The following is a 13,653-nucleotide window of genomic DNA, read 5'->3' as shown; positions in this document are numbered from 1 at the left end:
TTCAGCCGCTCAGGGGGTGAGCCTCTTGATGAGGCTCGACGTATCCCAGCGACGTCCACCCATCTGCTGCACATCGGCATAGAACTGGTCGACCAGGGCCGTGACGGGCAGGCGCGCGCCGTTGCGCTGGGCCTCGGCCAGCACCAGGCCCAGGTCCTTGCGCATCCAGTCCACGGCGAAGCCGAAGTCGAATTTGCCTTCGGCCATGGTGCGGCCCCGGTTGTCCATCTGCCAGCTCTGGGCCGCGCCCTTGCCGATGACGTCGAGCACGGCGGGAATGTCCAGGCCCGCGCGCTGGCCGAAGGCGATGGCCTCGGACAGGCCCTGCACCAGGCCCGCGATGCAGATCTGGTTGACCATCTTGGTGAGCTGGCCGGCGCCGCTGTCGCCCATCAGCGTGCAGGCGCGCGAGAAGGCCATGGCCACGGGCTGCAGGGTGGCGAAGGCCGTGGCATCGCCGCCGCACATCACGGTGAGCTGGCCGTTCTGGGCGCCGGCCTGGCCGCCGGAGACGGGGGCGTCGATGAACTGCAGGCCCAGTGCCAGGCCGGCCGCGTGCAGCTCGCGCGCGACCTCGGCCGAGGCCGTCGTGTGGTCGGCGAAGATGGCGCCACGGCGCATGCCGGCGAAGGCGCCATCCGGGCCCAGCACGACCGAGCGCAGGTCATCGTCATTGCCCACGCAGCTGAACACGATGTCGGCGCCGGCTACGGCCTCGCGCGGCGTGGCCGCATGGCCGCCGTTGAACTCCTCGCACCAGGCGCGGGCCTTGGCCTGCGTGCGGTTGTAGACCGTGACGCGGTGGCCCGCCGTGGCCAGGTGGCCGGCCATGGGGTAGCCCATGACGCCCAGTCCCAGGAAGGCGACGGAAAGCGGGGCGGTGTCCGCATAGCTGCGGGCGGCGATGGAGGAGTCGGACATGGGGGATTCCTGAGAGGTGGTGGGAGCGGGTGGCGCAGGGCCGCGTATGGCGCGGCCCTGGAAGGAGCCGGGACCCCGGCTCCGTGCGCGCAAGGCGCGTTCAGAGCGTGCGTGGCACGCCCTCAGACGATGGCGAAATGCTCGGTGCCTGCCGCCAGGTCCAGCGACTTGGCGCGCTGGCTGCCCAGCTTGATCTGCAACCGCAGGTCGTTGACCGAGTCGGCGTTGCGCAGTGCGTCCTCGTAGGTGATCAGGTTGGATTCGAACAGGTCGAACAGCGCCTGGTCGAAGGTCTGCATGCCCAGGTTGCGGCTTTTTTTCATGATCTCCTTGATCTCGGCGACCTCGCCCTTGAAGATCAGGTCGGCGATCAGCGGCGAGTTGAGCATCACCTCGATGGCAGCCACGCGGCCCTTGCTGTCCTGCTTGGGCAGCAGGCGCTGGGAGACCATGGCGCGCAGGTTCAGCGACAGGTCCATCAGCAGCTGCGCGCGACGTTCCTCTGGGAAGAAGTTGACGATGCGGTCCAGCGCCTGGTTGGCGCTGTTGGCGTGCAGCGTGGCCAGGCACAGGTGGCCGGTTTCCGAGAAGGCGATGGCGTGCTCCATGGTCTCGCGGTCGCGGATCTCGCCCATCAGGATCACGTCGGGTGCCTGGCGCAGCGAGTTCTTGAGCGCGGCCTCCCAGCTGTCGGTGTCCAGGCCCACCTCACGCTGCGTGACCACGCAGTTCTTGTGCGGGTGCACGAATTCGATGGGATCCTCCACGGTCACGATGTGGCCGTAGGAGTTCTCGTTGCGCCAGTCCACCATGGCCGCCAGCGTGGTGGACTTGCCCGAGCCCGTGGCGCCGACCAGGATGCACAGGCCGCGCTTGGTCATGGTCACTTCCTTGAGCACCTGGGGCACGCCCAGGCTGTCGATGGTGGGCAGGGCCAGCGGAATCGTCCGCATCACCATGCCCACGCGGCCCTGCTGGATGAAGGCGTTGACGCGAAAGCGCCCGATGCCCGGGGGCGAGATGGCGAAGTTGCATTCCTTGGTGCGCTCGAAGTCGGCGATCTGCTTGTCGCTCATGACCGAGCGCGCCAGCGTCAGCGTGTGCACGGGCGACAGCGGCTGCGGCGACACCTTGGTGATGCGCCCGTCGATCTTGATCGCGGGCGGGAACTCCGCCGTGATGAACAAGTCGCTGCCGTTGCGGCTGACCATGAGCTTGAGCAGGTCGTTGATGAACTTGGTGGCCTGATCTCTTTCCATTGCCGTATTCCCCCAGGCATTGCACACCGCATGGGCGCGCAGGTTGTATTGTTATTTGCAGGTCGTCCGCCCGGGCCCGGCGGGGCCAGGCGTGCGGATTCTTTCGCTAAGTATGCTGCTCCTCGCCCAGGCGCACGCTGATGGCGCGCAGCCGGAACGACAGCTTGCGCGCCAGCAGCGCCATCAGCTTGGCGGCCAGCGCGGCGTCCTTGACCATCATCTCGTCCAGGGCTTCTGCGCTGAGCACGCCGATCTCGCAGTCGGTCAGCGTGGTGCAGCTGGAAAAGCGTGGCCCGCCGTCGAGCAGCGACATCTCGCCGAGGATGTCGCCGGGCCGTGTCTGCGCCAGGCGCATGCGCTCGCCCCAGGGCTGCTGGCGCTCCACGGCGATCTGCCCGGACAGCACCACGGCCATGAAGCTGCCGTTCTCCTCCTGGCGGATCACGTCGCGCTGCGGCGCCACGGCCGCGTAGATGAAGTAGTCGCTCAGCCGCTGCAGGCTGGCGGCATCGAGCTGGCCCAGGTAGCGGTCGCGTGACCACAGCTGCTCCAGCTGGCTGCCGCCGCCGCGGGGCAGCCGCGTGGCACCGACCTCGATGGCGCGCGCCTCCCAGGGAACGGGAGGGGTGTGCGGGTCCAGGAAACCATGCGCCGCCAGCGTGGTCGTGAAGAAAGCCGACTCCGAGGCCGGGCCCGAGGGCTCCTGGCCGTTTCGCAGCATGCGGAAAATGCTTTTCATGGCGCGTGGCAACAGGCGGGCCGGTGGTCGGTCAGCCCGGGAAGTTCTCCGGTATCTTGGCCTTGGCACGGGCTTCGGCCGGGCTGATCAGGTTGCGCCGAACCAGATCGGTCAGGTTCTGGTCCAGCGTCTGCATGCCCACATTCTGACTCGTCTGGATGGTGGAGTACATCTGTGCCACCTTGGCCTCGCGGATCAGGTTGCGGATGGCGCTGGTGCCCAGCATGATCTCGTGGGCGGCGATGCGGCCCTGGCCGTCCTTGGTCTTGCACAGCGTCTGCGAGATCACGGCCTGCAGCGATTCGGAGAGCATGGCGCGCACCATTTCCTTTTCCTCGGCAGGGAAGACGTCGATGATACGGTCGATGGTCTTGGCGGCGCTGGAGGTGTGCAGGGTGCCGAACACCAGGTGGCCCGTCTCGGCGGCCGTCATGGCCAGGCGGATGGTCTCCAGGTCGCGCATTTCACCCACCAGGATGGCGTCCGGGTCCTCGCGCAGCGCCGAGCGCAGCGCGGCCGAGAACGACTGCGTCATCGGGCCGACTTCGCGCTGGTTGATCAGGCACTTCTTGGAGTCGTGCACGAATTCGATGGGGTCCTCCACCGTCAGGATGTGGCCGTACTCGGTCTCGTTGAGGTGGTTGACCATGCCGGCCAGCGTGGTGGACTTGCCCGAGCCCGTGGGGCCGGTCACCAGCACCAGTCCGCGGGGCTTCAGGGCCAGGTCGGCGAAGATGCGGGGCGCATTGAGCTGCTCCAGCGTCAGGATCTTGCTGGGAATGGTCCGGAAGACGGCGGCCGCGCCCCGGTACTGGTTGAAGGCGTTGACGCGAAAGCGCGCCAGGCCTTCGATCTCGAACGAGAAGTCCACCTCCAGGAACTCCTCGTAGGCCTTGCGCTGGGAGTCGCTCATGATGTCGTAGACCATGGCGTGGACGGTCTTGTGGTCCAGCGGATCGACATTGATGCGGCGCACGTCGCCATGCACGCGGATCATCGGGGGCAGCCCCGCAGACAGGTGCAGGTCGGAGGCCTTGTTCTTGACGCTGAATGCCAGCAATTGGGTGATGTCCACGGATCTCGCTCCCTCGTTTGATACGCTGGCGGCAATTATGACGACGATTGAAAACAAGCTTCAACAGATTCACGAGCGGATTGCCTCGGCTTGCGGGCAGTCCGGCAGGGCTGCCGCATCCGTGCAGTTGCTGGCCGTCTCCAAGACCTTCGGCGCCGATGCCGTGCGCGAGGCCGTGCTGGCCGGCCAGCGCAGCTTCGGCGAGAACTACATCCAGGAGGGCGTGGAAAAGATCGCCGCCGTGCGCGCCATGGGCCTGCCGGGCGGCGAGGCCCTGCAGTGGCACTGCATCGGCCCCATCCAGAGCAACAAGACGCGCCTGGTGGCCGAGCATTTCGACTGGGCCCAGACCGTGGACCGCCTGAAGATCGCCGAGCGCCTGTCGGCCCAGCGTCCCGAGGGCATGGCGCCGCTGCAGGTCTGCATCCAGCTGAACGTGGATGGCGGCGAGACCAAGGCCGGCGTGGCCCCGCAGCAGGCGCTGGAGCTGGCCGCCGCCATCGTGCGGCTGCCGCGCCTGGCGCTGCGCGGCGTGATGAGCATTCCCGACGATGCGCCCGGCTTCGAGGCACAGCGCGAGGTGCATGCCCGCGCCGCCGCCGTCTTCGCCCAGATCCGCGCCAGCGGCCTGCCGGGGCTGGAGCGCTTCGACACGGTGTCCATGGGAATGACGGGCGACCTGGAGGCGGCCGTGGCCGCAGGCAGCACGATGGTGCGCGTCGGCAGCGGTATCTTCGGAAAAAGAGTCACCCCCTGAGTCGCTGCGCGCCTTCCCCCTGGAAGGGGGGCATACGGGCAGCCGGCGACACCATCGGTGCGGGGCGGCCCTTCCTCGGTGTCCCTGAGTTAGGCCGTGCCTGTTGAAGACGTCTGCCCTGAAAAGGCATTCCAAGGCGGCCCGCAGTATTTCTTTCTTCGCTCAGCGCGCATTCGGCCGCTTCATCTGGCAGTCCGTGGGCAACTCCACCTGCTCGGGCGTGTAGACGGCATCGGTGCGAAAGCCGTGGTTCGTGCCTTCCCAACCGGTCTTGACCAGTTTGCCGTCCACCGGGGCGATGGTGTTGACCACCTGGGGCAGCAGCAGCTGGTGGTCCTTGCCGCGCATGCGCACGGGGCCGACCACGGTGTCCATCTGCAAATCCTCCAGGGCCAGCGCGATCTTCACGGGCTCGGTGGATCGGGCCTTGGCCATGGCGGCGGCCAGCATGCGCGGCACCAGGTCCATGCGCGGGGCCAGGAAGTCCTTGCCCATGCGGGCCTTGTATTCCTGGGCGCGGGCATCGGCCAATGGGCGGCCGGCCTGGCCCGGGTGCCATTCGGCCACCCAGGTCAGCTGGCCGATGCGGGTCTGGGCGAACGAGGTCACCGTGCCCGGCATGCCGCCCGCGCTGTGGTTGAAGTAGCGCAGGTCATAGCCCGAGTCGGCGGCCGACTTGAGCAGCAGGGTCAGGTCCTGGCCCCAGTTGCCCGTGATCACCGAGTCCGCACCCGTTTCCTTGATCTTGGCCACATAGGGCGCGAAGTCCTTGACCCGGCCGATGGGATGCAGCATCTCGCCCGTGAACTGGATGTCGGGCCGTGCCGCGCCCACCAGCTGGCGCCCGTAGGCGGCCCACTGCTTGCCGTGGGCATAGTCCTGGTTGAGCAGATAGACCTTGCGGATGCCCGGCTGGGTCTTGATGTAGCTGGCAATCGCCTGCATGCGCATGGCGGTGTTGGCATCGAACATGAAGTGCCAGAAGCTGCAGGCCTTGCCTGTCAGCTCGGGGTCGATGGAGGAATGGTTGAGCACCAGCACCTCCTTGCCCGGATTGCGCTGGTTGTGGCGCGAGGCCGCCTGCACCAGCGCCGCCACCACCGACGAGCCCGATCCGCCCGTCACCACCACGCGCGCGCCCTGGTCGATGGCCGCCTGCAGCGCGGCCTGGCTTTCCTGGGCCGAGAGCTTGCTGTCGAACTGCAGCAGCTGCAGCTTTGCGCCGTTGAACAGCCCGCCCTTGGCGTTCACGTCCTCGACGGCGTACTGCACATGGTCGCGCATCAGCTCTCCCGTGCTCACGAAGGGGCCGGACAGCGGGTCGATGAAGGCGATCTTGAAGGGCTCGGGGGCCTGGGCGTGGGCGCTGCCGGCACACAGCAGGACGGCGGCCAAAGAGGCCGGGGAAAGGCGGATGGGCATGTCATGTCTCCAGGAGGATGGGTCAGGCCTTGCTGGGTGGCTCGGCCGGGGGCCGGCTGCGCCGTGCAGGCATCTTTTTCGGGGGGGATGCAGGGGAGGGGGGCGCGGCGCGCAGGCCCAGCACGCGGCTGGCGAGGTCAGTCAGCTCGGCCACCATCTCGGCCGTGCCCAGGCGGCCGCCGGGGCGGTACCAGTTGTAGAGAAAGCCCGGCAGGCTGCAGGCGGCCTGGGCGGTGATGCGCGTCTCGCGGAAGTCGAAATGGCCGCTGGCGCGGCCTTCCTCGAGCAGTGCGCAGAACTGGCGGTAGAACTGGCGCGCCAGCGTGCGCGAGGCCTTCATGTAGGCGGGGCTGAAGGCTTGGGGCTCGCGGTAGGGAAAGAAGGCCGCCGGATAGTGGGCGATGGTGGCGGCGATCAGGCGCTGCAGGCCGTCCACGGCCTTTTCGTGGGCCGGCCGCGCATCGTCGGACGCGAAGTCCAGCACCGTGAAGCAGGCCTCGGTGGGCGCCCAGCACAGGGTCTCGAAGATCTCCTGCTTGTTGCGGAAGTAGTAGTAGACGAAGGGCTTGGTCACGCCCAGGGCCTGGACGATCTGCTCCATCGTGGTGCTGGCATAGCCGTTGCGGTCGAACAGGGCCTCGGCCGCCTTGAGGATGCGTTCGCGCTTTTCGTCGGAGCCGGCCGTGGGAAGGCGCTGGCGGCCGCGCGGTGTGACGGGGGGCTTGGGCATGCGGGAAATCTCGTGTCGCGTCGGTGGCAGTGGTGGTTATACCGATGGGTAGCAATGTTCTACCAGCGGGTATATATTGGCAAGCCACTGGACCCCAAAACAGATCAAGGCAATCCCTTAGGACAGGTCCCGGGATGGCCAGACACCCAGGAGACAAGCCATGGCGGATTCCCCAGCCCTCATCCCCCTGCATGAGGCCCTGCGCCGCAACGCGCGCCAGCATCCCGACCGCGACGCCTACATCTGGTATGGCCGCCACATCAGCTGGGCCGAGGTGGACGCGGCCAGCGATGCCTTTGCCGCGCGGCTGCAGGCACTGGGCGTGGGCCGGGGCGAGCCCGTGGCGCTGTTCATGAACAACTGCCCGCAGTACATCGTGGCCCACTACGGCATCCAGAAGATCGGCGCCATCGTCTGCCCCTGCGGACCGCTGAACAAGGAGCATGAGCTGCAATACCAGCTCGACGATCTCCAGGCCCGCGTGATCGTCGCGGCCGACGTGCTGCTGCCCGTGGTGGACAAGGTGCGCGCCAGCACGGCGCTCAGGCATGTGCTGGCCGTGCGCTACGGGGACTGGCTGCCGGAGTCCCCCACGCTGGCGCTGCCACCCGAACTGCAGGCCCCCGTGCAGCCGCTGCCCGAGGGCGTGGAATCGTTCTGGGATGCCATGCACAGCGGCGCCAAGCCCGTGCCCGTCGATGTCGCCATGGACGATGTATCGCTGATGACCTATACGTCGGGCACCACGGGCCTGCCCAAGGGGGCCATGCTCAGCTACGGCAACGCGGCCAGCAAGACGGCCGGCGCCTGCAGCGCCACGGGCGTGAACGCCGACGACATGCTGCTGGCCGTGGCGCCGCTCTACCACATCGCCGGCATGTCCATGGGCGTGAACATGCCCGTGCACAGCGGCGCCCCCTGCGTGCTGCTGCACCGCTTCGACCCGCTGGCCGTGGCCCAGGCCCTGGAGCGCTACCGCGTGACCTGGTGGTACAGCATCGCCCCCATGAACGTGGCCGTGATGCAGTTGCCGGGCGTGGAGGGCATGGATTTTTCCGCGCTGCGCCGCAACACCGTGACCAGCTTCGGCATCGCCTACACCGAGGAGTTGGCGCGGCAGTGGAAGCGCTTCACGCCGAACTGCGTCTCCAGCGAGGCGGCCTATGGCCTCAGCGAGACCCACACCATGGACACCACCATGCCCGGCGATGCCATCCGCTGGGGCACGCACGGCAAGCCGCTGCCCGGCAACGAGGTGCGCATCGTCGACCCCGAGACCGGCGCGCCGCTGCCGGCCGGCGAGGTGGGCGAGATCACCATCCGCGGCCCCGGCAACTTCAAGGGCTACTGGAACAAGCCCGAGGCCACGGCCAGGACCCTGAAGAACGGCTGGGTGCACACGGGCGACATGGGCCGCATCGACGCCGATGGCTACCTGACCTTCATCGGCCGCTTCAAGGAAATGATCAAGGTCTCGGGCTACAGCGTCTTCCCCGAGGAGGTGGAGGCCATCCTCATCAAGCACCCGGCCGTGGCCCAGGCCGCCGTGATCGGTGTGCCCGATCCGCACAAGGGCGAGACCGTGCGCGCCTTCATCGTCACGCGACCGGGCCAGCAGGTCGCGGCCGAGGACCTGGTGCAGTGGTCGCGCGAGAACATGGCCAGCTACAAGGCGCCGCGCGAGGTGCGCTTCATCGAGGCGCTGCCCGCCACGGGTGCAGGCAAAGTGCTGCGTCGCTTGCTGCGCGATCAATGAGAAAGACCGGAGTCCCATGTTCCAGAAGATCCTGATTGCCAATCGTGGCGAAATCGCGCTGCGCATCGTGCGCGCGCTGCGCGAGCTGGGTGTGCCCAGCCTGGCCGTGTATGCCGCAGACGATGCGCAGGCGCCCCATGTATCCGCTGCCGATGCGGCCATGGCCCTGGGCGCCAGCGGCCCTGCGGCCTACCTTGACGGCGCTCATCTGCTGCGCATCGCGCGCGAGCACGGCTGCGACGGCATTCACCCTGGCTACGGCTTTCTCAGCGAGAACGCGGGCTTCGCCCAGGCCTGTGCCGATGCGGGCCTGCGCTTCATCGGCCCTACGCCGGAGCACCTGGCGCTGCTGGGCGACAAGGCCCGCGCGCGCGATCTGGCGCGCCGCTGCGGCGTGCCGTTGATGCCGGGCAGCAGCGAGGCCGTCACGCTGGAGCAGGCCCAGGCCTTCTTCGAGGCGCAGCAGGCCGGGGGCGCCAGCGGCATCATGGTCAAGGCCATCGGCGGCGGCGGCGGGCGCGGCATGCGCGCCGTGCTGCGCGCCGAGGACCTGCCCGCCGCCTACGAGCGCTGCCGCAGCGAGGCACGCGCCGCCTTCGGCGTGGACGGCGTCTACGTGGAGCGGCTGATGACGGGCGCTCGCCATATCGAGGTGCAGATCCTGGGCGACGGCGGCGCAGGCCCCATCGCGCTGGGCGAGCGCGAGTGCACGCTGCAGCGGCGCTTCCAGAAGCTGGTGGAGATCGCTCCCAGCCCCAGCCTGGCGCAGCCGCTGCGCGAGCGCATCACGCGCGATGCGCTGCGCATGGCGGCCGAGATCGGCTATGAGAGCCTGGGCACCTTCGAATTCCTGGTCGATGCCGCCTCCGACGCCCTGCCCTATGTCTTCATCGAGGCCAACCCGCGCCTGCAGGTCGAGCACACCATCACCGAGGAGGTCTTCGGCATCGACCTCGTGCAGGCCCAGGTCCGCGTGGCCGCCGGCGACCACCTGGGCGAACTGGGCCTGGATGCCAGGACGCCACCCGCGCCGCGCGGCTATGCCATGCAGTGGCGCATCAATGCCGAGACGCTGGATGCCGCAGGCCAGTCGCGCCCCGGCAGTGGGCGCATAGGCACACTGCAGTGGCCGGCCGGGCCCGGCATCCGCATCGACACGCATGCGGTGGCGGGCGCCAGTCCCTCGCCGCACTACGACACGCTGCTGGCCAAGCTCATCGTGCACAGCAGCGGGCCGCGCTTTGAAGATGTGCTGCGCCGCGCACGCCGCGCGCTGGACGAATGCCGCATCGACGGGCTGGCCACCAACCTGCCGCTGCTGCAGGCGCTGGCCCGGCGGCCCGAGATGGCGTCGCAGGCCGTGCACACGCGCTGGCTCGAGGAGGCCCTGCCCGAGCTGGTGGCCGCCGCAGCTGCAGCGCCAGCCCTGGACGACAGCGCAGTCCATGCGCCCGTCCCGCAAGGCGCCATCACGGCCCCCATGCCCGCACGCATCGTGCAGTGGAGCGTGGCCGTGGGCGATGCCGTGGCCGCAGGCGCGGAGCTGGGCGTGCTCGAAGCCATGAAGATGGAGCATGTACTGCTGGCGCCGCAGGCCGGCACCATCACGCAACGGCTGGCCGAGGCCGGTGCCTATGTGGCCCAGGACCAGCCCCTGCTGGTGCTGGCCGCCGCCGAAGGCGTGCAGGCCGACGCGCGCGCGCAGCAGGCCGCCCAGGACCCCGATCACATCCGCTCCGACCTGCAGCGCGTCATCGACCGCCATGCCTTCACGCTCGATGCCGCCCGGCCCGAGGCCATGGCCAAACGCCACGCCCAGGGCAGCCGCAGCGCGCGCGAGAACATCGCCGACCTCTGCGACGCCGGCAGCTTCATCGAATACGGTGCGCTGGCCATTGCCGCGCAGACGCGCCGGCGCAGCATGGACGACCTGATCGCCAACACGCCGGCCGATGGCATGGTCACGGGCATAGGCTCCATCAACGGCGCGCAGTTCGGCGAGGAGCGCTCGCGCGCCGTCGTCATGTCCTATGACGCCACGGTGCTGGCGGGCACCCAGGGCGCGCGCAACCATGCCAAGACCGACCGCATGCTGGGCATTGCGCTGGCGCAGAAGCTCCCCGTGGTGCTGTTCGCAGAAGGCGGGGGCGGGCGCCCCGGCGATACCGACACGCCCGTGGTCGCCGGCCTGCATGTGCACACCTTCGCGGCCTATGCGGCCCTGTCGGGCCAGGTGCCCGTGATCGGCATCACGCACGGCCGCTGCTTCGCGGGCAACGCGGCCCTGCTGGGCTGCAGCGACGTGATCATCGCCACGCGCGCCAGCTGCATCGGCATGGGCGGGCCGGCCATGATCGAGGGCGGCGGGCTGGGCGTCTTCCGGCCCGAACAGATCGGGCCCAGCAGCGTGCAGCACGCCAATGGCGTGATCGACGTGCTGGTCGAGGACGAGTCCGGAGCCGTGGCCGCCGCGCGCCACTACCTGTCGTTCTTCCAGGGCCGCACCACGGACTGGACCGCGCCCGACCCACGCGCCCTGCGCCATGTGGTGCCCGAGAACCGGCTGCGTGCCTACGACACGCGCGCGGCCCTGGCCCACCTCGTGGACGAAGGCAGCCTGCTGATGCTGCGCACGGGCTTCGGCGCCGGCATCCACACGGCGCTGGCGCGCATCGAGGGCCGGCCCGTGGGCCTGATGGCCAACAACCCCTCGCACCTGGGCGGCGCCATCGACGCCGACGCGGCCGACAAGGCCGCGCGCTTCATGCAGCTGTGCAATGCCCACGGCCTGCCCATCGTGAGCCTGGTGGACACGCCCGGCTTCATGGTCGGCCCCGAGATCGAGAAGACCGCCCAGGTGCGCCATGTCAGCCGCCTGTTCGTCACGGCGGCCAAGCTGCGCGTGCCGTATTTCAGCGTGGTGCTGCGCAAGGGCTACGGCCTGGGCGCCATGGGCATGACGGCGGGCAGCTTCCATGCGCCCGTGTTCAACGTGGCCTGGCCCACGGGCGAATTCGGCGCCATGGGCCTGGAGGGCGCCGTGCGCCTGGGCTTTCGCAAGGAACTGGAGGCCCTGCCCGAGGGATCCGAGCGCAACGCCCTGTTCGACCGGCTGCTGGCCCAGCAGTACGCCCACGGCGAGGCCATGCACATGGCCGGCACGCTGGAGATCGACGCCGTCATCGACCCCGCCGACACGCGCGCCTGGCTGGCGCGCGGCCTGGCCGGAGCCCGTGTCGCACCGCCGCAGGCGGGCTTCGTGGACACCTGGTAGGCCCTGAAAGCGCCACGGGCGGCATGCTAAGCTGGCCCTCTTTTCGACGAACACGACGGCGGGCCCGCATGACGCGGGCCCCGCTGCCTCTGGAGACCTTCCCATGCCCGGACTTCTGCCCGATATCGATCCCGACGGCCTGCTCGAATTCTCGGTGGTCTACACCGACCGCGCGCTCAACCACATGTCCAAGCGCTTCGCCGGCGTGATGCAGGACATCCTCACCACGCTGCAGGAGGTCTACCACGCCCATACGGCCGTGCTGGTGCCCGGCAGCGGCACCTTCGGCATGGAGGCCGTGGCGCGCCAGTTCGCCAACCGCGAGAAGGTGCTGATCGTGCGCAACGGCTGGTTCAGCTACCGCTGGACCCAGATCTTCGAGGAAGGGGGCCTCGGCGGTGGCGCCGTGGTCTGCAAGGCGCGCCGCCAGGGCTCCGGTAGCCAGGACCCCTGGGCGCCGTGCCCGGCGGGCGAAGTGGCCGACACCATCCGCGCCGAAAAGCCCAAGGTCGTGTTCGCGCCGCATGTGGAGACGGCCAGCGGCATCATCCTCGGCGACGACTACCTGCGCACCGTGGCCGACGCCGCGCACGAGGTGGGCGCGCTCTTCGTGCTGGACTGCGTGGCCTCGGGCGCCATGTGGGTGGACATGGAAAAGACCGGCGTGGACGTGCTGATCAGCGCGCCGCAAAAGGGCTGGAGCAGCTCGCCGTGCTGCGCCATGGTCATGCTCTCGGCCCGTGCCCGCGAAGCGATCGAGCACACGAAAAGCTCCAGCTTTTCCTGCGACCTCAAGAAGTGGATGCAGATCGCCGAAGGCTACGAAAAGGGCCAGCACGCCTACCACACCACCATGCCCACCGACGCCCTGGTGCGCCTGCGCGACGTGATGCTGGAGACGCGCGCCTACGGCTTCGCCAAGGTGCGCGACGAGCAGATCGCGCTGGGCGCCAAGGTGCGCGCCCTGCTGGAGTCGCGCGGCTTTCCCAGCGTGGCGGCCGAAGGCTGGAAGGCCCCCGGCGTCGTGGTCAGCTACACCACCGACCCCGGCATCCAGAGTGGCAAGAAATTCCTCGAGGCCGGCCTGCAGACCGCGGCCGGCGTGCCGCTGCAGTGCGACGAGGGTCCGGACTTCAAGACCTTCCGCATCGGCCTGTTCGGCCTGGAGAAATGGCACAACGTGGACCGGACGGTGGGTCACCTCGCCAAGGCCCTCGACGATATCGGTGTTCCCGCCAAGGCGTGAACCTGTCGCAAACATTGCATTGAAAGAACCCTGATGAACAAGACCCTCACCACCCTGGCTGCCTCCTGCGGCCTGATGCTGGCCGCACTGACCGGCGTGGCTGCGCATGCGGCCGAACCCGTCACCACGGCCAGCGGTCTGGTCTATGAAAGCCTCAAGGACGGCACGGGTGCCAGCCCCAAGGCCAGCGACACCGTGCGCGTGCACTACCGTGGCTACTTCCCCGACACGGGCAAGGACTTCGACAGCTCCATCGCGCGCGGCCAGCCCATCGAATTCCCGCTCAACGGCGTCATCCCCTGCTGGACCGAAGGCGTGCAGAAGATGAAGGTCGGCGGCAAGGCCAGGCTGACCTGCCCGCCCTCCATCGCCTACGGCAGCCGTGGCGCGGGCAGCGCGATCCCGCCCAACGCCACGCTGAACTTCGAGGTGGAACTGCTGGGTATCAAGTGATGGCGTGCCCGCTGGCCGGGC

General features: G+C 68.8%; 11 protein-coding genes. 5 read left to right on the top strand and 6 right to left on the bottom strand.

Going from position 1 to position 13,653, the window contains the following annotated elements:
- Positions 1-9: 9 nt before the first annotated feature.
- The 4 genes from L1Z78_RS25490 to L1Z78_RS25475 all read right to left on the bottom strand — a co-directional run bounded on the left by L1Z78_RS25490 (position 10) and on the right by L1Z78_RS25475 (position 3,994).
- Positions 10-921 carry an NAD(P)-dependent oxidoreductase gene (locus tag L1Z78_RS25490; protein WP_234639118.1) on the bottom strand — a complete coding sequence of 304 codons (912 nt, stop codon included), beginning with the start codon at positions 919-921 and terminating at the stop codon, positions 10-12.
- A gap of 122 nt (positions 922-1,043) precedes the next feature.
- Positions 1,044-2,180, bottom strand: coding sequence for a PilT/PilU family type 4a pilus ATPase (locus tag L1Z78_RS25485; RefSeq protein ID WP_234639117.1), 1,137 nt, complete (start codon positions 2,178-2,180; stop codon positions 1,044-1,046).
- Between the two features lie 106 nt (positions 2,181-2,286).
- Positions 2,287-2,919: a cyclic nucleotide-binding domain-containing protein gene (locus L1Z78_RS25480; protein WP_234639116.1), complete on the bottom strand. Its 633-nt coding sequence runs from the start codon at positions 2,917-2,919 to the stop codon at positions 2,287-2,289.
- Positions 2,920-2,950: 31 nt separating this feature from the next.
- Positions 2,951-3,994, bottom strand: a complete 1,044-nt coding sequence (locus L1Z78_RS25475) for a type IV pilus twitching motility protein PilT (RefSeq protein ID WP_234639115.1) — start codon at positions 3,992-3,994, stop codon at positions 2,951-2,953.
- A gap of 37 nt (positions 3,995-4,031) precedes the next feature.
- Here L1Z78_RS25475 and L1Z78_RS25470 point away from each other — a divergent pair, with 37 nt between their 5' ends.
- Positions 4,032-4,751 carry a YggS family pyridoxal phosphate-dependent enzyme gene (locus tag L1Z78_RS25470; protein WP_234642266.1) on the top strand — a complete coding sequence of 240 codons (720 nt, stop codon included), beginning with the start codon at positions 4,032-4,034 and terminating at the stop codon, positions 4,749-4,751.
- A 162-nt stretch (positions 4,752-4,913) separates the two neighbouring features.
- On the opposite strand, the gene L1Z78_RS25465 is transcribed toward L1Z78_RS25470, so the two are convergent.
- Complete coding sequence (locus tag L1Z78_RS25465) at positions 4,914-6,173, bottom strand: branched-chain amino acid ABC transporter substrate-binding protein (RefSeq protein ID WP_234639114.1); 1,260 nt, start codon at positions 6,171-6,173, stop codon at positions 4,914-4,916.
- 22 nt (positions 6,174-6,195) lie between these two features.
- On the bottom strand, positions 6,196-6,903 hold the full coding sequence (locus L1Z78_RS25460) for a TetR/AcrR family transcriptional regulator (protein WP_234639113.1): 708 nt from the start codon (positions 6,901-6,903) through the stop codon (positions 6,196-6,198).
- A 160-nt stretch (positions 6,904-7,063) separates the two neighbouring features.
- On the opposite strand from L1Z78_RS25460, the gene L1Z78_RS25455 reads away from it, so the two are divergent.
- The 4 genes from L1Z78_RS25455 (at position 7,064) to L1Z78_RS25440 (ending at position 13,632) form a co-directional block, all read left to right on the top strand.
- Entirely contained in the window at positions 7,064-8,659 is a 1,596-nt protein-coding gene (locus L1Z78_RS25455; protein WP_234639112.1) for an AMP-binding protein, read from the top strand.
- 16 nt (positions 8,660-8,675) lie between these two features.
- Positions 8,676-11,933, top strand: coding sequence for an acetyl-CoA carboxylase family protein (locus tag L1Z78_RS25450; RefSeq protein ID WP_234639111.1), 3,258 nt, complete (start codon positions 8,676-8,678; stop codon positions 11,931-11,933).
- 103 nt (positions 11,934-12,036) lie between these two features.
- Positions 12,037-13,179 carry an aminotransferase class V-fold PLP-dependent enzyme gene (locus L1Z78_RS25445; RefSeq protein ID WP_234639110.1) on the top strand — a complete coding sequence of 381 codons (1,143 nt, stop codon included), beginning with the start codon at positions 12,037-12,039 and terminating at the stop codon, positions 13,177-13,179.
- 33 nt (positions 13,180-13,212) lie between these two features.
- Positions 13,213-13,632, top strand: a complete 420-nt coding sequence (locus L1Z78_RS25440) for an FKBP-type peptidyl-prolyl cis-trans isomerase (RefSeq protein WP_234639109.1) — start codon at positions 13,213-13,215, stop codon at positions 13,630-13,632.
- The last annotated feature ends 21 nt before the right edge of the window (positions 13,633-13,653 follow it).

This window comes from Delftia tsuruhatensis, from assembly GCF_903815225.1.
In the GTDB taxonomy this organism is placed as follows: Bacteria; Pseudomonadota; Gammaproteobacteria; order Burkholderiales; family Burkholderiaceae_C; genus Comamonas; species Comamonas tsuruhatensis_A.
Note: the sequence above shows the minus strand (reverse complement) of the source record. Positions and strands in the feature narration are given on the sequence as shown.